Origin of the sequence: Pseudomonas sp. TH31 (genome assembly GCF_016650815.1) — a bacterium.
In the GTDB taxonomy this organism is placed as follows: domain Bacteria; phylum Pseudomonadota; class Gammaproteobacteria; order Pseudomonadales; family Pseudomonadaceae; genus Aquipseudomonas.
In genome coordinates, this window is record NZ_JAEKEZ010000006.1 from 279,623 (window position 1) to 300,838 (window position 21,216).

The following is a 21,216-nucleotide window of genomic DNA, read 5'->3' on the forward strand; positions in this document are numbered from 1 at the left end:
AAGCCTGCGATCTTTTGATCTTTACTTAACGGCTCTGCGCGTTACGCACTGAAACCTAAAAAGCAAAAGATCGCAGCCTGCGGCAGCTCCTACAGGGAAACGCATATCTCGTGTAGGAGCTGGCGAAGCCTGCGATCTTTTGATCTTTACTTAACGGCTCTGCGCGTTACGCACTGAAACCTAAAAAGCAAAAGATCGCAGCCTGCGGCAGCTCCTACAGGGAAACGCATATCTCGTGTAGGAGCTGGCGAAGCCTGCGATCTTTTGATCTTTACTTAACGGCTCTGTGCGTTACGCACTGAAACCTGGTCGTTCAGCGTCCAGAAGTCATACAGCACCCCCACGAAGAACAACCCGCCCGTCACCAGGTACAGCAACCCGCTGATCCACTTCCCTTGATACATCCGGTGCACGCCGAACACCCCAAGGAATGTCAGCAGAATCCACGCCACGCTGTATTCGAGCGGCCCGGCGGTAAATCGCAGGTCGGCTTCCCGGTCCATGGCCGGAATCAGAAACAGGTCGATCAGCCAACCGATGCCCAGCAAACCAAACGTGAAGAACCAGATCGTCCCGGTCACCGGCTTGCCGTAATAGAAGCGATGAGCCCCGGTAAAACCGAAAATCCACAACAGGTATCCGATCACTTTGCTGTGGGTGTCTTGCTGCGCTCCAGACTGTTGATAGGTGTTCATGAAGGACCTCGATTCACACGATAGATAAATATTGTTGAATTCTTTGTGACTTTTTTACAGGCGTCCGACGTATGGCAAATGCTACCTTCACTCCCGTCAAAGCCTTATAACACCTGACCTCTGTCCGACAATTGCCTCCAACTGCCGCTTATTTGCCTCAGTTGACCGCCAGGTTCAATCGACCAACGGCCTCGGAAGGGACAAAAAAGCTGTTATAAAGTTGCGCGCTAACCCATATGAGCCTTGCCTAATGCGTCCATTTTTCAAGACATGGCTAACCATTTGCCTATTAATGCCACTGGCCGCCCACGCCACCAATCGTGAGCAACGTCTTCCTAACGTTAATGGTTACACCCCTAAATCCCATGTTTCTGCTCCTTCGAGCAAAAACAAACAAACTGCAAAAAATTCCACCCACCTGGCCACTGCCAACAGCAAGCTGGTTCCGCCGATGGCGACCAAGCAAAGCAGCAACGTGTTGAGCCGTGCCGTGAATGTCCTCGGCACTCCTTACCGTTGGGGCGGCAGCAGCCCAAGTAAAGGGTTCGACTGCAGTGGCTTGGTGAAATACGCGTTTAACGACGCCACGTTCGACCTGCCACGGACTTCCAACGCCATGGCCAGCGGTCATGGGCAGAAAGTCGAGCGCAAGGATCTGAAGCCGGGCGATCTGATTTTCTTCAATATCAAGAGCCGCAAGGTCAATCACGTTGCCATCTACCTGGGCAACGACCGCTTCATCCACGCACCGCGCCGTGGCAAGTCGGTGACCATCGATACGCTGAAGAAGCCGTACTGGGAAAGCCACTACGTGGTGGCCAAGCGGGTTCTGCCGAAAGAACCGCATCAGATGCGCGTCGTTCAGCGCTGATTTGAAGCAAGATCAAAAGATCGCCGCCTTCGGCAGCTCCTACAGGGAAACGCGTATCCCTGTAGGAGCTGCCGAAGGTTCGGGCTGCGTTCGGACGATCTTTTGCTTTAAGGCTTAAAAATTATCCGGCGACCGCGCCTTCTCCCGCGCATGCTCACGGCTGATCAAGCCCTTGGTCACCAACTCCTTCAAACACATATCCAGCGTCTGCATCCCCAGGTTGCCCCCGGTCTGAATCGACGAGTACATCTGTGCCACCTTATCCTCGCGGATCAGGTTACGGATCGCCGACGTACCGAGCATGATTTCGTGCGCCGCAATCCGCCCGCCGCCGATCTTCTTGACCAGCGTCTGGGACACCACCGCCAGCAACGACTCGGACAACATCGAGCGCACCATCGACTTCTCATCCCCCGGAAACACGTCCACCACCCGGTCTATGGTTTTCGCCGCCGACGTGGTGTGCAGCGTGCCAAACACCAGGTGGCCAGTCTCGGCAGCCGTCAGGGCCAGGCGGATGGTCTCCAGATCGCGCATCTCCCCGACCAGAATCACATCTGGGTCTTCCCGCAGGGCCGAGCGCAGGGCGGTGGCGAAGCTGCGGGTATCTCGATGGACTTCGCGCTGGTTGATCAGGCATTTACGCGATTCATGGACGAACTCGATCGGGTCTTCGATGGTGAGGATATGGTGATGGCGATGGTTGTTCAGGTAATCGATCATCGCCGCCAGGGTGGTGGATTTGCCGGAACCGGTCGGACCGGTCACCAGCACCAGGCCACGGGGCGCTTCGGTAATCTTGCGAAACACATCTCCCATGCCCAAGTCGTCCATGCTCAGGACCTTCGAAGGGATGGTCCGGAACACCGCGCCGGCGCCACGGTTCTGGTTGAACGCATTGACCCGAAAACGCGCCACACCCGGCACTTCAAAGGAGAAGTCGGTTTCCAGGTGCTTCTCGAAGTCCACCCGCTGGGTGTCGTTCATGATGTCGTAGATCAGCTCATGCACCTGCTTGTGGTCCAGGGCCGGCAGGTTGATGCGCCGCACGTCGCCGTCGACGCGAATCATCGGTGGCAGGCCGGCAGACAGGTGCAAGTCGGACGCGCCCTGTTTGGCGCTGAATGCCAGCAGCTCAGTGATATCCATAGCGCTCCTCAATTCCAGTAGAATGCCGCGAACCTTCAGACCAGCGGCGCCTCTTGATGTCCACGATAGCAGACAACATTCTCCAGGTTAGTTCGCGCATCCAGGCAGCGACCCAAGCGGCTCACCGCGACGAGCACAGCGTCCAGCTGCTGGCCGTGAGCAAGACCAAGCCTGCCGAGGCCCTGCGTGAAGCCCATGCCGCCGGGATCCGTGACTTTGGCGAGAACTATCTGCAGGAAGCCCTGGGCAAACAGCTCGAATTGACTGACCTGCCCTTGATCTGGCACTTCATCGGCCCCATTCAATCGAACAAGACTCGCGCTATCGCCGAGCACTTCGCTTGGGTGCATTCCGTGGATCGTTTGAAAATCGCACAACGCCTGTCCGAACAACGTCCTGCCGAGCTGCCCCCGCTGAACATCTGCATCCAGGTCAACGTCAGCGGCGAAGACAGCAAGTCCGGCTGCACCCCGGCCGACCTGCCGGCCCTCGCCACTGCCATCTGCGCCCTGCCGCGCCTCAAGTTGCGCGGGTTGATGGCGATTCCCGAGCCGACTGAAGATCGCGCCGCCCAGGACGCTGCTTTTGCGGCGGTGCAACGCCTGCAAGCCAGCCTCAATCTGCCGCTCGACACACTTTCCATGGGCATGAGCCACGACCTTGAGTCGGCCATTGCCCAAGGCGCCACCTGGGTCCGCATTGGTACGGCCCTGTTTGGCGCCCGTGATTACAGTCAACCGTGAACCATGGCTGACTTCTCTCTTGATAAGGACCTGACATGAGCAAGACTCGTATTGCCTTTATCGGTGCCGGCAACATGGCCGCCAGCCTGATCGGTGGCCTGCGCGCCAAAGGCCTGGACGCAGCCCACATCCGCGCCAGCGATCCGGGCGCTGAAACCCGCGCACGCGTGAGCGCTGAGCACGGCATCGAAGTATTCGCCGACAACGCCGACGCGATTCAAGACGCCGATGTGGTCGTGCTGGCGGTCAAACCCCAGGCGATGAAAGCCGTGTGCGAAGCGATTCGCCCGAGCCTCAAGCCGAATCAACTGGTGGTGTCCATCGCCGCCGGCATCACCTGCGCCAGCATGAACAACTGGCTCGGCGCCCAGCCGATCGTGCGCTGCATGCCCAACACCCCGGCGCTGCTGCGCCAGGGCGTGAGCGGTTTGTACGCCACGACTGAGGTGAACGCCGAACAACGCCAGCAGGCCCAAGAGCTGTTGTCCGCCGTCGGCATCGCGCTGTGGCTGGACGAAGAGCAGCAACTGGACGCGGTGACCGCCGTTTCCGGCTCGGGCCCGGCGTACTTCTTCCTGTTGATCGAAGCGATGACCGCTGCAGGTGTAAAACTCGGCCTGCCCGCAGAAATCGCCGCACAACTGACCGTGCAAACCGCCCTGGGCGCCGCCCATATGGCGGTCGCGAGTGACGTCGACGCCGCCGAACTGCGTCGCCGCGTGACTTCGCCGGCCGGCACCACGGAAGCGGCCATCAAGTCGTTCCAGGCCGGGGGCTTCGAAGCCCTGGTCGAAAAAGCACTCGGCGCCGCCGCCCACCGTTCAGCCGAGATGGCCGAGCAACTGGGTCGCTAATCAGCTCTTACAAAGGAATCAATAATGCTCGGACTCAATGACGCTGCCATTTTCATCATTAAAACCCTGGGCAGCCTGTACCTGCTGATCGTGCTGATGCGCTTCATCCTGCAACTGGTTCGGGCGAATTTCTACAACCCGCTCTGCCAGTTCATCGTGAAAGCCACTCAACCACTGCTCAAGCCTCTGCGCCGGGTTATCCCGAGCATGTTCGGGCTGGACATGTCGTCACTGGTGCTGGCGCTGATCATTCAAATGGCCCTGATCGCGATCATCCTGACGCTCAAGGGCTTCCAGGTCGACTGGCTGTTCTTGATCCCTTGGGCACTGATCGCCCTCTTCGCGCTGTTTTTGAACATTCTGTTCTACGCGATGATCATCAGCGTGATTCTGTCCTGGGTCGCACCGGGCAGCCACAATCCGGGCGCCGAACTGGTGGCTCAGATCACTGAACCGGTACTCGCGCCGTTCCGCCGGATCCTTCCGAGCCTCGGCGGCCTCGACATCTCGCCGATCTTCGCGTTTATCCTGATCCAGTTGCTGCAAAGCTGGGTGATCCCGCGCCTGGCTTACTTCGCCTTCATGCCGCAGGGTCTGCTCGGGCTGATCTGATGAGCTACTTTCGCTGGGACGGTGATGACCTGATTCTGGAGTGTCACCTGCAACCGGCGGCCCGCAGCGATGATTTCTGCGGGCTGCACGGCGATCGATTGAAGATCCGCCTGACCGCGCCGCCGGTAGAGGGCAAGGCCAATGCGTACTTGATGGCATTTTTGGCCAAGGCGTTCGGGGTTTCCAAAAGTCAGGTGAGTTTGCTCAGCGGCGAATTGAACCGGCAGAAACGGGTGCGGATTTGTTCGCCGAAGAAGTTGCCGCAGTTGCCTGGCTTGATGCGGTAGAACTGATAAACCGAGGCGTTGCATTCGCGAGCAAGCCCGCTCCCACAAGGGAATGCGTACCCCTGTGGGAGCGGGCTTGCTCGCGAATGGCGCACCTCGGTCTGACTGAATGAAATCAAGCCCGGCCTTTGCTTGCCGCTAGCCACACTGGTCTTTAGACTTACGCCTCATTTCAACGAGAGCAGGGTCGATGCCAACTGCCTTTCCCGCCGATTCTGTTGGCCTGGTGACGCCGCAAGTGGCGCACTTCAGTGAACCCCTGGCCCTGGCCTGCGGCCGTTCGCTCCCAGCTTATGACCTGATCTATGAAACCTACGGCACGCTGAACGCCACGGCGAGCAATGCCGTGCTGATCTGCCACGCGTTGTCGGGTCACCATCACGCTGCCGGCTTCCACAGCCCCGACGAGCGCAAACCCGGTTGGTGGGACAGCTGCATCGGCCCCGGCAAGCCGATCGACACCCGCAAGTTCTTCGTGGTCAGCCTGAACAACCTCGGCGGCTGCAACGGCTCCACCGGTCCGAGCAGCATCAACCCGGAAACCGGCAAGCCGTTCGGCGCCGACTTCCCGGTGCTGACCGTGGAAGACTGGGTGCACAGCCAGGAGCGCCTGTCCGACCTGCTCGGCATCCGCCAGTGGGCGGCGGTGATTGGCGGCAGCCTCGGCGGCATGCAGGCCTTGCAATGGACCATCACCTACCCGGACCGCGTGCGGCATTGCCTGGCCATCGCCTCGGCGCCCAAGCTGTCGGCGCAGAACATCGCCTTCAACGAAGTCGCGCGCCAGGCGATCCTGACCGACCCCGAGTTCCACGGCGGTTCATTCCAGGAAGCGGGCGTGATCCCCAAGCGCGGCTTGATGCTGGCGCGAATGGTCGGGCACATCACCTACCTGTCCGATGATTCCATGGGCGAGAAATTCGGCCGTGGCCTGAAGAGTGAAAAGCTCAACTACGACTTCCACAGCGTCGAGTTCCAGGTCGAGAGCTACCTGCGTTATCAGGGCGAAGAGTTCTCCGGGCGTTTCGACGCCAACACCTACCTGCTGATGACCAAGGCGCTGGACTACTTCGACCCGGCGGCGAACTTCGACGATGACCTGGCAAAAACCTTCGCCGGAGCCACCGCCAAGTTCTGCGTGATGTCCTTCACCACCGACTGGCGCTTCTCCCCTGCGCGCTCGCGGGAACTGGTGGATGCGCTGATGGCGGCCAAAAAAGACGTCTGCTACCTCGAGATCGATGCTCCGCAAGGCCACGACGCCTTCCTGATTCCGATCCCGCGCTACTTGCAGGCGTTCAGCAACTACATGAACCGTATTAGTTTGTGAGAAAGCCATGAGAGCTGATCTGGAAATCATCCAGGAATGGATTCCCGCCGGTAGCCGCGTGCTCGACCTCGGTTGCGGCGACGGCGAACTGCTGACCTGGCTGCGGGACAACAAGCAAGTCACCGGCTACGGCCTGGAAAACGACCCGGACAACATCGCCGAGTGCGTGGCCAAAGGCATCAACGTGATCGAGCAGGACCTGGACAAAGGCCTCGGCAACTTTGCCAGCAACAGCTTCGACGTCGTGGTCATGACCCAGGCGTTGCAAGCCGTGCACTACCCGGACAAGATTCTCGACGAAATGCTGCGGGTCGGGCGCCAGTGCATCATCACCTTCCCCAATTTCGGTCACTGGCGTTGCCGCTGGTACCTGGCGAGCAAGGGCCGGATGCCAGTTTCCGAGTTCCTGCCGTACACCTGGTACAACACGCCGAACATCCACTTCTGCACTTTCGGCGACTTTGAAGAGTTGTGCCGCGAACGTGAAGCGAAGGTCATTGATCGGCTTGCTGTGGATCAACAGCACCGACACGGGTGGGCCAGTAAGCTATGGCCTAATCTATTAGGTGAGATCGGTATCTACCGCGTCAGCAGCCCCGGGCTGCAAGACCACAAGGTCGCGGTCTGAACCACGCCATTTCAAGGAGAACGATCATGGGTCGTCTAGCACTGTTTCTACTTACTGCCTGCCTGAGCGTCACCGCCATGGCCGCCGACGTTATCAAAGGCGAGCGTCAGGAAACTTTTGGCGACGTGACGGTGCACTACAACACCTTCAATTCCACCTACCTGACGCCGGACATTGCCAAAGCGGCGGAGCTGATCCGCAGCAAGAGTCAGGGCGTGATCAACGTTTCGGTAATCAAGGACGGCAAACCGCTGATCTCTCAGGTCAGCGGCACGGTCAAAGACCTGACCAGCCAAAGCGTCCCGCTGAGCTTCAAACAGGTGACTGAGCAAGGCGCGGTTTACTACATTGCCCAGTACCCGGTGCCTCAGCAGGAAATCCGCACGTTCGAGATCAAGGTCCAGAACGGCGACAAAATCAACACCATCAATTTCAACCAAGAGCTTTTCCCCGGCGAATGATGAACTTCACGCAACTCGTACTGGCCAGCCATAACGCCGGCAAACTCAAGGAACTCCAGGCCATGCTCGGCGAATCGGTGCAACTGCGCTCGATCGGCGAGTTCAGCAGCGTCGAGCCGGAAGAAACCGGCCTGTCGTTCGTCGAGAACGCCATCCTCAAGGCGCGCAATGCCGCGCGCATCTCAGGTTTGCCGGCGCTGGCCGATGATTCGGGGCTGGCGGTGGATTTCCTTGGCGGTGCGCCGGGGATCTACTCCGCGCGTTACGCCGACGGTCAGGGTGATGCGGCGAACAACGCCAAGCTGCTCGACGTGCTCAAAGACGTGCCTGAGGCCGAACGCGGTGCGCAGTTCGTCTGCGTCCTGGCGCTGGTACGGCATGCCGACGATCCGTTGCCGATCCTTTGCGAAGGCCTGTGGCATGGGCGCATTCTGCCGGCGGCCAGCGGCCAGCACGGTTTTGGCTACGACCCGCTGTTCTGGGTGCCCGAGCGTGACTGCTCCAGCGCCGAGCTGAGCCCGAGCGACAAGAACCTGATCAGCCACCGCGCCCGTGCAATGGATCTGCTGCGCCAGCGTCTGGGCCTGAAATGACCCACGACTCATCCGCGTCGCCGCTGATCTTCGGCGGCGCCGCCCAATCGCCTCGGGCTGCGCTCCCCACACTGCCGCCCTTGGCGCTGTATATCCATATCCCGTGGTGTGTGCGCAAATGCCCTTATTGCGACTTCAATTCCCACACCGCCAGCCCGGTGCTGCCGGAAGAAGAGTATGTCGACGCATTGCTGGCCGACCTCGATCAGGACCTGCACGCGGTTTACAGCCGTGAGCTGAGTTCGATTTTCTTTGGTGGCGGCACGCCAAGCCTGTTCAGCGCCGGGGCCTTGGGCCGTTTGCTCAAAGGCGTGGAGCAGCGCATTCCGTTTGCCAGCGACATCGAAATCACCCTGGAAGCCAATCCCGGGACGTTCGAGCAGGAGAAGTTCGTCGCCTACCGGGCGCTGGGCATCAATCGCCTGTCGATCGGCATCCAGAGCTTCCAGGAAGAGAAACTCAAGGCCCTGGGGCGGATTCACAACGGTGACGAGGCGGTGCGTGCCGCCGGCATGGCCCGTCAGGCCGGGTTCGACAACTTCAACCTGGACCTGATGCACGGTTTGCCCGATCAGTCGCTGGACGACGCCTTGAGCGACCTGCGCCAGGCCATCGCACTGAAACCGACCCACTTGTCCTGGTATCAGCTGACGCTGGAGCCGAACACGGTGTTCTGGAACCAGCCGCCAACGCTGCCGGAAGACGACACGTTGTGGGATATCCAGGAGGCCGGCCAGGCGCTGCTGGCCGAACACGGTTACGCGCAATACGAAGTCTCGGCCTATGCCCAGCCTGGTCGCCCGGCGCGGCATAACCTCAATTACTGGAGTTTCGGCGACTTCATCGGGATCGGCGCTGGCGCCCACGGCAAGCTCAGCCACCCGGACGGGCGCATCGTCCGTACCTGGAAGACCCGCTTGCCGAAGGACTACCTCAACCCGGCCAAAAGCTTCAAGGCCGGCGAGAAAGCCCTGACCAACGACGAACTGCCATTCGAGTTCCTGATGAACGCCTTGCGCCTGACCGAGGGCGTGGAATCTCGCCTGTATCCGGAGCGCACCGGGCTCGCGCTGGAAAGCCTCGCCGAAGGTCGCCGTGAAGCCGAACAAAGCGGCTTGTTGCAGGTCGAACCGTCACGTCTGGCGGCGACGATGCGCGGACAACTGTTTCTCAACGACTTGCTGCAGACATTTCTGAGCTGATTTCAGCCTTAAGGGAAAACCAATGGATTTGATCCTCGACCTGCTCGCCACCGTGTCCCGCTGGAGCCGTAGCAACCTGTCGGAAATCTCTCTGGCACTGGTGGGCTGCCTGCTGGTGCTGTTTGGCGCGGACATCAAAGGCTGGGTCGAACAGCGCCTGGGCGGCCTCGCCGGCGCCTTGCGCGTCCCAATGATGGCCCTGCTGTGCATGGTCGGCAGCGGCCTCGCGCTGATCTACGCCACGCCATGGATCATCAAAGGCCTGAGCCAGTTCAACAACTACAGCCTCGCGCCCGTGTTGCTGGTGGTGCTGGTGTTGATCGGCGTAGTCGCCGACCGCCGCTGAATTTCGAAACACCACAAAACAACTGTGGGAGCGGGCTTGCTCGCGAAGGCGCCGTGTCAGCCGACATTAGAGTTGAATGACACACCGCTTTCGCGAGCAAGCCCGCTCCCACATTGGATATTGCGTAGGGCTCAGGACTGCTTTTCGAACTTCAGGTCCCACACGCCATGCCCAAGCCGTTCGCCGCGGCGTTCGAACTTGGTGATCGGGCGCTCGGTCGGGCGCGGGACGCATTTGCCGTCTTCGGCAAGGTTGCGATAACCCGGCGCAACGTTCATCACTTCCAGCATGTACTCGGCGTACGGCTCCCAGTCGGTCGCCATGTGCAACACACCGCCGACCTTCAACTTGCTGCGCACCAGCTCAGCGAACGACGCTTGAACAATGCGGCGCTTGTGATGGCGGCTCTTGTGCCACGGGTCCGGGAAAAACAGCATCAGACGATCAAGGCTGTTATCGGCCACGCAGTTGTTGAGCACTTCGATCGCGTCGCAATCGTAGACCCGCAGATTGGTCAGGCCCTGAGTCAGCACGCCATTGAGCAGCGCGCCAACACCCGGACGGTGAACTTCCACACCGATGAAATCCTGCTCCGGCGAAGCGGCAGCCATTTCCAGCAGCGAATGGCCCATGCCGAAACCGATTTCCAGGGAACGCGGCGCCGAACGGCCGAACACCTGGTCGAAATCCACCGGCGCATCGGCCAGCGGCAGGACGAACAGCGGGGTGCCCTGCTCCAGGCCTTTTTGCTGGCCTTCGGTCATGCGCCCGGCGCGCATCACGAAACTCTTGATGCGGCGGTGTTGGCGTTCTTCGCCTTCTGCAGGCGTGACAGGCGTGTCGTTTGATTCAGTCATCAATGGCTCTTACTTGATCAGACCATCCAGCGGCGAGGAGGCGCTGGCATAGAGTTTTTTCGGCATGCGGCCGGCGAGGTAGGCCAGGCGGCCTGCCACGATGGCGTGTTTCATGGCTTCAGCCATCATGATCGGCTGCTGGGCATGGGCGATGGCCGAGTTCATCAGCACCGCCTCGCAACCCAGTTCCATGGCGATGGTGGCGTCGGAAGCAGTACCGACACCGGCATCCACCAGCACCGGAATCCTGGCTTCTTCGAGGATGATCTGCAGGTTGTACGGGTTGCAGATCCCCAGGCCCGTGCCGATCAGACCGGCCAGCGGCATGACTGCAATGCAGCCGATTTCCGCGAGTTGACGGGCGATGATCGGGTCATCGCTGGTGTAAACCATCACGTCGAAACCTTCCTTGACCAGCACTTCGGCGGCCTTGAGGGTTTCGATCACGTTGGGAAACAGGGTTTTCTGGTCCGCCAGCACTTCCAGCTTCACCAGGTTGTGGCCGCCGAGCAGTTCACGGGCCAGGCGACAGGTGCGCACAGCCTCGGTAGCGTCGAAGCAACCGGCGGTGTTAGGCAGGAAGGTGTAGCGATCCGGCGACAGCACTTCGAGCAGGTTCGGTTCGCCCGGTTCTGGCCGAGGTTGGTGCGGCGCACGGCGAAGGTGACGATCTCGGCACCCGAGGCTTCGATGGCCAGGCGGGTTTCTTCCATGTCGCGGTACTTGCCGGTACCTACCAGCAAACGCGACTGGTAAGTACGACCGGCCAGGACGAAGGGCTTGTCGCTACGAACGATGCTCATGGGAAATCCTCTGTAGGGGTGAGGTTCTTGCAGAATTCTGTGCCCTTGCGGGCCTGGCGACTAGCCGCCGCCGATGGCGTGCACGACTTCGACGCTGTCGCCGTCGTTCAGCGTGGTGTCGGCATGCTGGCTGCGCGGGACGATATCCAGATTGAGCTCGACCGCCACCCGGCGTCCGGTCAGATCCAGACGGGTCAGCAGGGCCGCAACGGTTTCACCGTCGGGCAGTTCAAGGGATTCGCCGTTCAACTGAATGCGCATGCCGGATGCCGCCATCATTTTTAGGGGCTGGCATTCTAGCCCGATCGGTCAGGCTGACCCAAGCCATTCGTCTTGAAACACGATCCGTAGGAGCTGCCGCAGGTTCGGGCCGCGTTCGGACGATCTTTTGATCTTGCTCTTTTGAAGATCAAAAGATCGTCCGAACGCGGCCCGAACCTGCGGCAGCTCCTACAAGGTCAAGTCAAGCGCCAGGCGGCAAGGCCCAGGCAAAACCAGCCGACAAGGAATGCCAGGCCACCGAAAGGCGTAATGATGCCCAGCTTGCTGATGCCGGTGATGGTCAGCAGGTACAGGCTGCCGGAGAACAGCAGGATACCGATGGCAAAGGACGCACCGGCCCAAGTGATCAAGCGCCCCGGAATCTGCGTAGCCAGCAGCGCCACACCCAGCAACGCCAGGGTGTGTACCAGTTGATAGGTGACGCCGGTGTGGAAAATCGCCAGGTACTCGGGCGTCAGGCGGTTTTTCAAGCCATGGGCGGCAAACGCGCCAAGGGCAACGCCGGTGAAACCGAAGAAAGCGGCCAGCATCAGAAAGCCACGCAGCATGAAGAACTCCAGTCAGTTTCGATCAACAGGGTCTGTATAATGGCCCGCTCAACGGGTTCGGCCAAGCCATCTCTATGCTGCGTTTAATTTTCCGTCGTTTCACGAAGGCCCTGCTCTGGTTCGCAGGCGGCAGCATATTGCTGGTGCTGATTTTTCGCGTGGTACCGCCACCGGGCACGGCGCTGATGGTCGAGCGCAAGGTCGAATCCTGGTTCGACGGCGAGCCCATTGACCTGCAGCGCACCTGGCAACCCTGGGATCAGATTTCCGACGACCTGAAAGTCGCGGTGATTGCCGGCGAGGACCAGAAATTCCCGGAGCATTGGGGTTTTGACTTTGGGGCGATCCAGGCGGCCCTGGTCCATAACGAACTCGGCGGCTCGGTTCGGGGCGCCAGCACCTTGAGCCAGCAGGTCTCGAAGAACCTCTTTCTTTGGTCCGGTCGCAGTTGGCTGCGCAAAGGGCTGGAAGCCTGGTTTACCGGGCTGATCGAAGTGTTCTGGCCCAAGCAGCGGATTCTCGAGGTCTACCTCAACAGCGTCGAGTGGGATGACGGGGTGTTTGGCGCCGAAGCGGCGGCCCGGCATCACTTTGGAGTCAGCGCCAAAGGCCTGAGTCGCCAGCAATCGAGCTTGCTGGCCGCTGTATTACCGAACCCGCGGGTGTGGAGTGCGAGTCACCCGACCAACTACGTCGCACGCCGGGCCGGCTGGATTCGGCAGCAGATGAGTCAGTTGGGTGGGGACAGCTATTTGCTTGGCCTCAACGATTCGCGTCGGGCGCCTTGGTCTCAGTGATCCCGAAAATCAAAGATCGCAGCCTTCGGCAGCTCCTACAGGTGTACGCATTCCCATGTAGGAGCTGCCGAAGGCTGCGATCTTTTGATCTTAAAAACAAAAACGCCCCGATCATCACTGATCGGGGCGTTTTTTATTGCCGGGGCGCGGGTCAGGCGGCGATCGACAACTTGAGCTTGTTCATCGCGCTCTTTTCAAGCTGACGAATACGCTCGGCCGACACGTTGTACTTCTGCGCCAGGTCGTGCAGCGTGGCTTTTTCTTCTGCCAGCCAGCGCTGGTAGAGGATGTCACGGCTGCGATCGTCCAGCACTTCCAGCGCTTCGTGCAGGTTGTGGTTGGAATTGTCGCTCCAGTCGGCATCTTCCAGTTGACGGGCCGGGTCGTACCGGTGGTCTTCCAGATAGTTGGCCGGCGATTGGAAAGCACTGTCGTCATCCGCTTCTGCGGCCGGGTCGAAGGCCATGTCATGGCCTGTCAGGCGACTTTCCATCTCGCGCACTTCCCGCGGCTCCACCCCGAGGCTTTCCGCCACACGGTGGACTTCCTCGTTGTTCAGCCACGCCAGACGTTTCTTCTGGCTGCGCAGGTTGAAGAACAGCTTGCGCTGGGCCTTGGTGGTCGCGACTTTCACAATGCGCCAGTTGCGCAGGATGAACTCGTGAATTTCCGCCTTGATCCAGTGCACGGCGAACGAAACCAGACGCACACCCATTTCCGGGTTGAAGCGTTTTACCGCCTTCATCAGGCCGACGTTGCCTTCCTGGATCAGGTCAGCCTGGGCCAGGCCGTAGCCGGAATAGCTACGGGCAATGTGTACAACAAAACGCAGGTGGGCGAGCACCATCTGCCGAGCCGCCCCCAAATCCTGCTCATAATAGAGACTCTCGGCCAGTTCACGCTCCTGCTCCGGTGTCAGCAATGGAATGCTGTTCACGGTGTGCACATAGGCCTCCAGGTTTGCGCCTGGGACCAGAGCATAAGCAGGTTGCAAAGAAGTGGTCATACGAAAAAACCTCCGACTTACATAACTCGTGCAGTTCAGCACTGCGAAAATTGACCGGAAACCGTTGAGCAAGTTCCCTTAAAAACCGAAAGGTCAATACGCGCAAAAAGATACTACTTCGGCGCCAGCTCCCTGAGATGGCGTGCGACTGCAATCCATGCACCGATATAACCCAACAGCACCGCGCCAAGCAAGAGCGACAGACCATCGGCAACTGGCACTCCGGCCAGTGCAAAATTACTGCCGTACAAGCCGGCCAATCCAACCACCGCGTCGTTCAGCCAATTCAGGCCGAACGCCAGGACACCCCAGGAAAGAATCCCCGCACCGAAGCCATAAAGCGCGCCCATGTACAGAAAGGGCCTGCGCACATAGCTGTCCGTGCCGCCGACGAGTTTAATCACTTCTATCTCTGTGCGGCGGTTTTCAATATGAAGACGAATGGTATTGCCTATCACCAAAAGTAATGCAGACACCAAAAGCACGGTCAGACCGAAGACAAATCGGTCGCCCAGCTTGAGGATGGCGGCCAGACGCTCGACCCAGACTAGATCAAGTTGCGCCTGTTGTACCTTCGGCAGTTCGGAAAGTTTTTGTCGTAATGCTTCAAGGGTCGGCTTATCGACCTCTTTTGGCGTTACCAGGACCACGCCTGGCAGCGGGTTTTCCGGCAACTCCTTGAGCGCCTCACCCAGGCCCGACTGCTGCTGGAACTCTTCCAGTGCCTGATCACGACCGACATATTCAGCATCCGCTACGCCGGGCATGCCTTTGATCTGCTCGCGCAACGACTCGCCCTGTTCCGGGCTGGCGTTGAGTTCCAGATACAAGGAAATCTGCGCCGCACGCTGCCAGGAGCCGCCGAGTCGCTCGACGTTATTCAGCAAAAGTGACAGGCCCATCGGCAAACTCAGGGCCACCGCCATCACCATGCAGGTGAAAAAGCTGCCGATCGGCTGTTTACCCAACCGGCGCAGACTGTCCACCAGGCTGGCGCGATGGCTTTCGATCCAGGCACGCAACAGCGTGGCGAAATCCGGGCCGTCGTCATCGTCGCGTTTTTCTTTTTCGGTTGCTGATCGGCAGCCTTGGGGGCTACGCGCTCGGAAACCTTGGGGCTGCGTGTCGCACTCATACGCCGGCCTCCCCGTCACCGATCAATCGGCCGCGCTGCAAGGTCAGCATGCGATGGCGCATACGGGCGATCAGTGCCAGGTCGTGACTGGCGATGAGTACGCTGGTACCCAAGCGGTTGATGTCTTCGAACACACCCATGATCTCGGCCGCCAGACGCGGATCGAGGTTACCGGTCGGTTCGTCCGCCAGCAGCAAGGCCGGACGGTGGACGATGGCGCGGGCGATGCCGACGCGCTGTTGTTGACCGGTGGACAGGTCGCCGGGGTACAGATCGGTCTTGTCCGAGAGCGCCACGCGCTCCAGGGCCGAGTCGACACGCTTGGCGATCTCGGGCTTGGACAGGCCGAGGATCTGCAACGGCAGCGCGATGTTGTTGAACACCGTGCGATCGAACAGCAGTTGGTGGTTCTGGAACACCACGCCGATCTGCCGCCGCAGGTACGGAATCTGTGCGTTGCTGATGGTGCCCAGGTCCTGTCCGGCCAGCAGCAATTTGCCGGTGGTCGGACGCTCCATGGCCAGCAACAGCCGCAGCAAGGTGCTTTTACCGGCGCCGGAATGGCCGGTCACAAACAAGAATTCGCCCCGACGGACTCGAAAGCTCAGCTCATGCAAGCCGACGTGACCATTCGGGTAGCGTTTACCGACCTGTTCGAAACGAATCATGAACGCTCCCGCTCGGCAAACAATGCCTGGACAAAGGGTTCTGCTTCAAAAGTACGCAAGTCGTCGATGCCTTCACCGACGCCGATGTAGCGAATCGGCAGGCCAAACTGCTTGGCCAGGGCGAAAATCACCCCGCCCTTGGCGGTGCCGTCGAGCTTGGTCAGCGCCAGGCCCGTCAACTGCACGGTCTGGTTGAATTGCTTGGCCTGGTTGATGGCGTTCTGACCGGTACCGGCGTCGAGCACCAACAGCACTTCGTGCGGCGCGTCGGCGTCAAGTTTGCCGATCACCCGACGAACCTTCTTCAGTTCTTCCATCAGGTTGTCTTTGGTGTGCAGGCGACCGGCGGTGTCGGCGATCAGCACGTCGATGCCCCGGGCCTTGGCGGCCTGCACGGCGTCGAAGATCACCGAAGCCGAATCGGCGCCCGTGTGCTGGGCGATCACCGGGATCTTGTTGCGCTCACCCCAGACCTGCAATTGCTCCACCGCAGCGGCGCGGAAGGTGTCACCGGCGGCGAGCATGACTTTCTTGCCCTCCAGCTGGAGCTTCTTCGCCAGTTTGCCGATGGTGGTGGTTTTGCCGGCGCCGTTGACGCCGACCACCAGAATCACGAACGGCTTGGTCTGCGAGGTGATTTTCAGTGGCTGCTCGACAGGCTTGAGCATCGCTGCCAGTTCCGCTTGCAGGGATTTGTACAGCGCATCGGCATCGGCCAGCTCCTTGCGCGCGACTTTCTGGGTCAGGCGCTGAATGATCACCGACGTCGCTTCGACGCCAACGTCAGCCGTCAGCAGACGGGTTTCGATGTCTTCGAGCAACTCGTCATCGATGATCTTCTTGCCCAGGAACAGGCTGGCCATGCCTTCGCCGATGCTGGCACTGGTCTTGGACAGGCCTTGCTTGAGGCGAGCGAAGAAACCGGCTTTGGTTTCTTCGGTGCGCGGCAGCTCGGCCGGAGTTTCAACGATGGCCACGGGCGCCGCGGCAACCGGCGCGATAACCGGCACAGGCGCGGGCTCTGGTGCTTGAACAATCGGGACAACCGGGGCAACGAATGCTGGCGCTACAGGCGCAGGAATTACCGGCTCGGGCTCGGCCACAACCACTGGCACAACAACCTCAACCACTGGCACATGAACCGGCGCAGGGGTAAACGCAATCGGGGATGGAATGGGCGGCGCGACGTGAGGCGCCTGCTCGTCTTCGACCAACGCCACCGGCTCTTCCGCTACCGGCAGGGTCAGCCAGGGCGCAGCGGCCGGCGTCACTGGCAACTCGGCCACGACTTCGACTTGGGGTTCCGGTTCAGGCTCGGCAACCGGTTGCAACACCGGCTCGGCAATCGCCAGGACAATCGGCGCCGGCTCTTCTTCTATTACCGGCTCAGGAATTGGCTCAGGCAGTGGCTGTGGCTGTTCGACGACGGGTTCCTGCGGCTTTTTGCGCAGCCATCCGAACAGGCTTTTCTTCTCGCCAGCCGCAGCTGGGGTCTTCTTGTCGTCGTTGGAACCAAACATGGAGGACGGCTATCTCACGGTAGCGACGCGCCAAAGGGCGCCCCGGCAAATAAATATTCGATGCAGAACAGACTGCGATTCATCCAGCTTGTTCACGCGCAACTATTTGTCGAGGCACCCACGGCACCTCAAAGGTCGACTAATACGAAGGACTGGACCGGCATCGTCGGCGAAAACGCAGAGTTTAGCTGACAAACTGAAAGCTTCTGCCGAGAACCCATACAACCTGCAGGCCGATTAATGGCCTGATAGGCGTGGCCGCCAGTAAAACGGATCAGTATCCTAGCACCTCCTCGCCCGCCTAGGCTAAGACCAAGCGGGCAGCTCAACAGGTTTAAAAACGTATGAATGCTCTAGCCCGCCGCGCCGCAGGCCTACTGCTCAGCACAGTTTGTCTGCCCCTCTCGGCCCTGGCTGCCGATCCACAACCCACCCACGAATTCACCCTCGACAACGGCTTGAAGGTCGTCGTGCGCGAAGACCATCGTGCGCCGGTGGTGGTTTCCCAGATCTGGTACAAGGTCGGCTCAAGCTACGAGACGCCAGGGCAGACCGGTTTGTCCCACGCCCTGGAACACATGATGTTCAAGGGCAGCGAGAAGGTTGGCCCCGGCGAAGCGTCGCTGATCCTGCGCGACCTCGGCGCCGAAGAGAACGCTTTCACCAGCGACGACTTCACCGCGTACTACCAAGTGCTGGCCCGTGATCGCCTGGGCGTGGCCTTCGAGCTGGAAGCCGACCGCATGGCCAACCTGCGCCTGCCGGCCGACGAGTTCAGCCGCGAGATCGAGGTTATTAAAGAAGAACGTCGCCTGCGCACTGACGACAAGCCAATGTCCAAGGCCTACGAACGCTTCAAGGCCATGGCCTACCCGGCCAGCGGCTATCACACGCCGACCATCGGCTGGATGGCTGACCTCGACCGCATGAAGGTCGAGGAACTGCGCCACTGGTACAAGTCCTGGTACGTGCCGAACAACGCCACCCTGGTGGTGGTCGGCGACGTGACCCCGGATGAAGTCAAAGCCTTGGCCCAGCGTTACTTCGGCCCGATCGCCAAGCGCGACGTACCGCCAGCGAAAATCCCGCTGGAACTGGCCGAGCCCGGCGAACGGCAGATCACCCTGCACGTGCAAACCGAACTGCCGGCCCTGATGCTGGCCTTCAACGTGCCCAGCATCGCCACCGCCGAAGACAAGCGCTCGGTGAATGCCTTGCGCCTGATCTCGGCCCTGCTCGACGGCGGCTACAGCGGACGTATCCCGACGCAACTGGAACGCGGCGAAGAGCTGGTGTCCGGCGGCTCGTCGAGCTATGACGCCTACACCCGTGGCGACAGCCTGTTCACCCTGTCGGCCAGCCCGAACACCCAGAAAAACAAAACCATGGCCCAGGCTGAGGCCGGTCTGTGGAAGCTGCTCGAACAGCTGAAAACCACCGCGCCATCGGCGCAAGAGCTGGAGCGCGTGCGGGCGCAGGTCATTGCCGGCCTGGTCTACGAACGTGACTCGATCACCAGCCAGGCCACCTCGATCGGCCAACTGGAAACCGTCGGTCTGTCGTGGAAGCTGATGGACACCGAACTCGCCGATCTGGAAAGCGTCACCCCCGAAGACATCCAGAAAGCCGCCAAGCTGTATTTCACCCGCGAACGTCTCAGCGTCGCCCATGTACTTCCACTGGAGACGACTCATGAGTGAGCGTAAAAAACCGCGCCTGGCCCTGATTGGCCTGATCGCTGTCGCCCTGATCGGCTCGGCCGCTTTCTACCTGTCCAAAACCGATGAATCCAAGGCCAGCGAAGCCCTCGATAAAGCCAAGACCAGCCAGAAGCTGCAATCTCTGGCCGAACTCGACGGCAAGGCGCCGGGCCATCGCAACATGAACGTACAGTCCTGGACCACCGCCGAAGGCGCCAAGGTATTGTTCGTCGAAGCCCGGAGCTGCCGATGTTCGACATGCGCCTGATCTTTGCCGCCGGCAGCAGCCAGGACGGCAATGCGCCCGGCCTCGCCCTGCTGACCAATGCCATGCTCAACGAAGGCGTGGCCGGTAAAGACGTCGGCGCCATCGCCCAGGGCTTTGAAGGCTTGGGTGCAGACTTCGGCAACGGTGCTTACAAAGACATGGCGATTGCGTCGCTGCGCAGTCTGAGTGCTGCGGACAAACGCGAGCCGGCCTTGAAGCTGTTCTCTGAAGTCATCGGCCAACCGACCTTCCCTGCCGACTCGTTCGCGCGCATCAAGAACCAGTTGCTTGCCGGCTTCGACTACCAGAAGCAGAACCCCGGCAAACTGGCGGGCCTGGAGTTGATGAAGCGTCTCTACGGCGATCACCCTTACGCCAGCTCCAGCGACGGCACGGCGAAAACCGTCCCGGCGATCACCCTGGCGCAGTTGCGGGCCTTCCATGAAAAAGCCTACGCCGCTGGCAACGTGGTGATTGCGCTGGTCGGTGACCTGTCCCGCGCTGAAGCCGAGGCGATTGCCGCACAAGTCTCCAGCGCCCTGCCAAAAGGCCCGGCCCTGGCGAAGATTGCGCAGCCGACCGAACCGAAGGCCAGCCTCACCCACATCGAATTCCCGTCCAAACAAACCAACCTGATGCTCGCGCAACTGGGTATCGACCGTGACGACCCGGACTACGCAGCACTGTCCATGGGCAACCAGATCCTTGGCGGCGGTGGTTTCGGCACGCGGTTGATGAGCGAAGTGCGCGAGAAGCGTGGCCTGACTTATGGCGTGTCCTCGGGCTTCACCCCGATGCAGGCTCGCGGCCCGTTCATGATCAACCTGCAAACCCGCGCCGAAATGAGCGAAGGCACCCTGAAACTGGTGCAGGACGTACTCGCCGACTACCTTAAAACCGGTCCGACCCAGAAAGAACTCGACGACGCCAAGCGTGAACTGGCCGGCAGTTTCCCTCTGTCGACCGCCAGCAATGCCGATATCGTCGGCCAACTCGGCGCCATGGGCTTCTACAACTTGCCGCTGAGCTATCTCGAAGACTTCATGCAGCAGTCCCAGAGCCTGACCGTCGAGCAGGTCAAAACCGCACTGAACAAACACTTGAGCACGGACAAAATGGTCATCGTCACCGCTGGCCCGACCGTGCCACAAAAGCCGTTACCGGCCCCATCTGATAAACCCACCGAGCAGCCGCTCGGGGTTCCGGAGCATTAATGGCCAGTCCATCGCGTCCTAAAAAACCTGTTCACAACGTGCATAACGGCGTGAACCAACTGCGCATCATCGGCGGTGAATGGGGCAGCCGAAAGCTGAGCTTCCCCGATGCGCCTGGCTTGCGCCCGACGCCGGACCGGGTGCGTGAAACCCTGTTCAACTGGCTGGCGCCGTATGTCGCCGGGGCCAAGGTGCTGGACCCGTTTGCCGGCAGCGGCGCGCTGTTCCTTGAAGCCCTGTCCCGTGGCGCTGCCATGGGCCAGGCGCTGGACGCCAGCAACATCGCGGTCTCCAGCATCAAGGAACACTTGGGCACCCTGCGTTGCACCACCGGCCAGGTCCAGACCGCCGACGCCTTGCGCTATCTGGAAACCCAGACCGCAACCGCGTACGACGTGGTGTTCCTCGACCCGCCGTTCAACCAGAACCTGTTGCCGGGCGTTTGCGCCTTGCTCGAAGAGCGTCAGTGGCTGGCCGACGAGGCGTGGGTCTACACCGAAAGCGAAAACGCGCCGTCATCGCTCGGTTTGCCGGGCAACTGGCGCCTGCACCGCGAGCAGAAATCCGGGCGGGTTTACTATGCGCTGTGGCAACGTATGGCAGTGATCGCTGGCTAATCGACTAGCCTGAAAAAGGTGCGCACCCGT

General features: G+C 60.5%; 22 protein-coding genes and 3 pseudogenes. 15 read left to right on the top strand and 10 right to left on the bottom strand.

The genetic code is table 11. The features are described from left to right. Positions 1-275: 275 nt before the first annotated feature. A complete protein-coding gene (locus tag JFV26_RS04360; RefSeq protein ID WP_201190037.1) occupies positions 276-695 on the bottom strand; it encodes an NINE protein in 420 nt (139 codons plus the stop codon). 250 nt (positions 696-945) lie between these two features. On the opposite strand from JFV26_RS04360, the gene JFV26_RS04365 reads away from it, so the two are divergent. Beyond that, positions 946-1,566, top strand: coding sequence for a C40 family peptidase (locus tag JFV26_RS04365; protein WP_201190039.1), 621 nt, complete (start codon positions 946-948; stop codon positions 1,564-1,566). A 114-nt stretch (positions 1,567-1,680) separates the two neighbouring features. Here JFV26_RS04365 and JFV26_RS04370 read toward each other — a convergent pair whose 3' ends face one another. Then, the gene (locus JFV26_RS04370) at positions 1,681-2,715 is read right to left on the bottom strand and encodes a type IV pilus twitching motility protein PilT (protein ID WP_201190041.1); all 1,035 of its coding nucleotides are present in this window, start codon (positions 2,713-2,715) and stop codon (positions 1,681-1,683) included. Between the two features lie 56 nt (positions 2,716-2,771). Here JFV26_RS04370 and JFV26_RS04375 point away from each other — a divergent pair, with 56 nt between their 5' ends. The 10 genes from JFV26_RS04375 (at position 2,772) to JFV26_RS04420 (ending at position 9,771) form a co-directional block, all read left to right on the top strand. Beyond that, positions 2,772-3,458 (top strand): YggS family pyridoxal phosphate-dependent enzyme, encoded by a 687-nt coding sequence (locus tag JFV26_RS04375; protein WP_201190043.1) that lies wholly within the window; start codon positions 2,772-2,774, stop codon positions 3,456-3,458. Between the two features lie 35 nt (positions 3,459-3,493). Next, positions 3,494-4,312 (top strand): pyrroline-5-carboxylate reductase, encoded by an 819-nt coding sequence (gene proC, locus JFV26_RS04380; protein ID WP_201190045.1) that lies wholly within the window; start codon positions 3,494-3,496, stop codon positions 4,310-4,312. Positions 4,313-4,336: 24 nt separating this feature from the next. Beyond that, positions 4,337-4,924 (top strand): YggT family protein, encoded by a 588-nt coding sequence (locus JFV26_RS04385; RefSeq protein ID WP_201190047.1) that lies wholly within the window; start codon positions 4,337-4,339, stop codon positions 4,922-4,924. After that, on the top strand, positions 4,924-5,211 hold the full coding sequence (locus tag JFV26_RS04390; RefSeq protein WP_201190049.1) for a DUF167 domain-containing protein: 288 nt from the start codon (positions 4,924-4,926) through the stop codon (positions 5,209-5,211). The genes JFV26_RS04385 and JFV26_RS04390 overlap by 1 nt, the downstream gene beginning before the upstream one ends. 190 nt (positions 5,212-5,401) lie before the next feature. Next, positions 5,402-6,541, top strand: coding sequence for a homoserine O-succinyltransferase MetX (gene metX, locus JFV26_RS04395; RefSeq protein WP_201190051.1), 1,140 nt, complete (start codon positions 5,402-5,404; stop codon positions 6,539-6,541). Between the two features lie 7 nt (positions 6,542-6,548). Further along, entirely contained in the window at positions 6,549-7,169 is a 621-nt protein-coding gene (gene metW, locus JFV26_RS04400; RefSeq protein ID WP_201190053.1) for a methionine biosynthesis protein MetW, read from the top strand. 26 nt (positions 7,170-7,195) lie between these two features. Next, on the top strand, positions 7,196-7,630 hold the full coding sequence (locus tag JFV26_RS04405) for a DUF4426 domain-containing protein (protein ID WP_201190055.1): 435 nt from the start codon (positions 7,196-7,198) through the stop codon (positions 7,628-7,630). Beyond that, the gene (gene rdgB / locus JFV26_RS04410) at positions 7,627-8,223 is read left to right on the top strand and encodes an RdgB/HAM1 family non-canonical purine NTP pyrophosphatase (protein ID WP_201190064.1); all 597 of its coding nucleotides are present in this window, start codon (positions 7,627-7,629) and stop codon (positions 8,221-8,223) included. Before JFV26_RS04405 ends, rdgB begins: the two co-directional genes overlap by 4 nt. Beyond that, complete coding sequence (gene hemW, locus JFV26_RS04415) at positions 8,220-9,425, top strand: radical SAM family heme chaperone HemW (protein ID WP_242487735.1); 1,206 nt, start codon at positions 8,220-8,222, stop codon at positions 9,423-9,425. Before rdgB ends, hemW begins: the two co-directional genes overlap by 4 nt. A gap of 22 nt (positions 9,426-9,447) precedes the next feature. Then, positions 9,448-9,771, top strand: a complete 324-nt coding sequence (locus JFV26_RS04420; RefSeq protein WP_201190067.1) for a DUF3392 domain-containing protein — start codon at positions 9,448-9,450, stop codon at positions 9,769-9,771. 131 nt (positions 9,772-9,902) lie between these two features. Here the strand turns inward: JFV26_RS04420 and trmB are convergent, their stop codons facing one another. The 4 genes and pseudogenes from trmB to JFV26_RS04440 form a co-directional block, all read right to left on the bottom strand. Next, entirely contained in the window at positions 9,903-10,628 is a 726-nt protein-coding gene (gene trmB, locus JFV26_RS04425; protein WP_201190069.1) for a tRNA (guanosine(46)-N7)-methyltransferase TrmB, read from the bottom strand. A gap of 9 nt (positions 10,629-10,637) precedes the next feature. Further along, positions 10,638-11,431: pseudogene (locus JFV26_RS04430) on the bottom strand (thiazole synthase). A gap of 60 nt (positions 11,432-11,491) precedes the next feature. Next, positions 11,492-11,692 (bottom strand): sulfur carrier protein ThiS, encoded by a 201-nt coding sequence (thiS, locus tag JFV26_RS04435; RefSeq protein WP_054044430.1) that lies wholly within the window; start codon positions 11,690-11,692, stop codon positions 11,492-11,494. Between the two features lie 197 nt (positions 11,693-11,889). Then, positions 11,890-12,261, bottom strand: coding sequence for a DUF423 domain-containing protein (locus JFV26_RS04440; protein WP_201190071.1), 372 nt, complete (start codon positions 12,259-12,261; stop codon positions 11,890-11,892). Positions 12,262-12,335: 74 nt separating this feature from the next. Between JFV26_RS04440 and mtgA the strand changes: the two genes are divergently transcribed. Further along, the gene (gene mtgA / locus JFV26_RS04445) at positions 12,336-13,058 is read left to right on the top strand and encodes a monofunctional biosynthetic peptidoglycan transglycosylase (RefSeq protein WP_201190073.1); all 723 of its coding nucleotides are present in this window, start codon (positions 12,336-12,338) and stop codon (positions 13,056-13,058) included. Positions 13,059-13,209: 151 nt separating this feature from the next. On the opposite strand, the gene rpoH is transcribed toward mtgA, so the two are convergent. The 4 genes and pseudogenes from rpoH to ftsY all read right to left on the bottom strand — a co-directional run bounded on the left by rpoH (position 13,210) and on the right by ftsY (position 17,387). Continuing rightward, positions 13,210-14,064, bottom strand: coding sequence for an RNA polymerase sigma factor RpoH (gene rpoH / locus JFV26_RS04450; protein ID WP_003176698.1), 855 nt, complete (start codon positions 14,062-14,064; stop codon positions 13,210-13,212). A gap of 113 nt (positions 14,065-14,177) precedes the next feature. Beyond that, positions 14,178-15,199 (bottom strand): annotated as a pseudogene (ftsX, locus tag JFV26_RS04455) (permease-like cell division protein FtsX). Continuing rightward, entirely contained in the window at positions 15,196-15,867 is a 672-nt protein-coding gene (gene ftsE, locus JFV26_RS04460) for a cell division ATP-binding protein FtsE (protein WP_201190075.1), read from the bottom strand. The pseudogene ftsX and the gene ftsE overlap by 4 nt, the downstream one beginning before the upstream one ends. Further along, a complete protein-coding gene (ftsY, locus tag JFV26_RS04465) occupies positions 15,864-17,387 on the bottom strand; it encodes a signal recognition particle-docking protein FtsY (protein WP_201190077.1) in 1,524 nt (507 codons plus the stop codon). Before ftsY ends, ftsE begins: the two co-directional genes overlap by 4 nt. Positions 17,388-17,731: 344 nt before the next feature. Here ftsY and JFV26_RS04470 point away from each other — a divergent pair, with 344 nt between their 5' ends. The 3 genes and pseudogenes from JFV26_RS04470 (at position 17,732) to rsmD (ending at position 21,186) form a co-directional block, all read left to right on the top strand. Beyond that, a complete protein-coding gene (locus JFV26_RS04470; RefSeq protein ID WP_201190079.1) occupies positions 17,732-19,087 on the top strand; it encodes a M16 family metallopeptidase in 1,356 nt (451 codons plus the stop codon). Further along, positions 19,080-20,569, top strand: a pseudogene (locus tag JFV26_RS04475) (M16 family metallopeptidase). Before JFV26_RS04470 ends, JFV26_RS04475 begins: the two are co-directional and overlap by 8 nt. Then, entirely contained in the window at positions 20,569-21,186 is a 618-nt protein-coding gene (rsmD, locus tag JFV26_RS04480; RefSeq protein ID WP_201190088.1) for a 16S rRNA (guanine(966)-N(2))-methyltransferase RsmD, read from the top strand. Before JFV26_RS04475 ends, rsmD begins: the two are co-directional and overlap by 1 nt. The last annotated feature ends 30 nt before the right edge of the window (positions 21,187-21,216 follow it).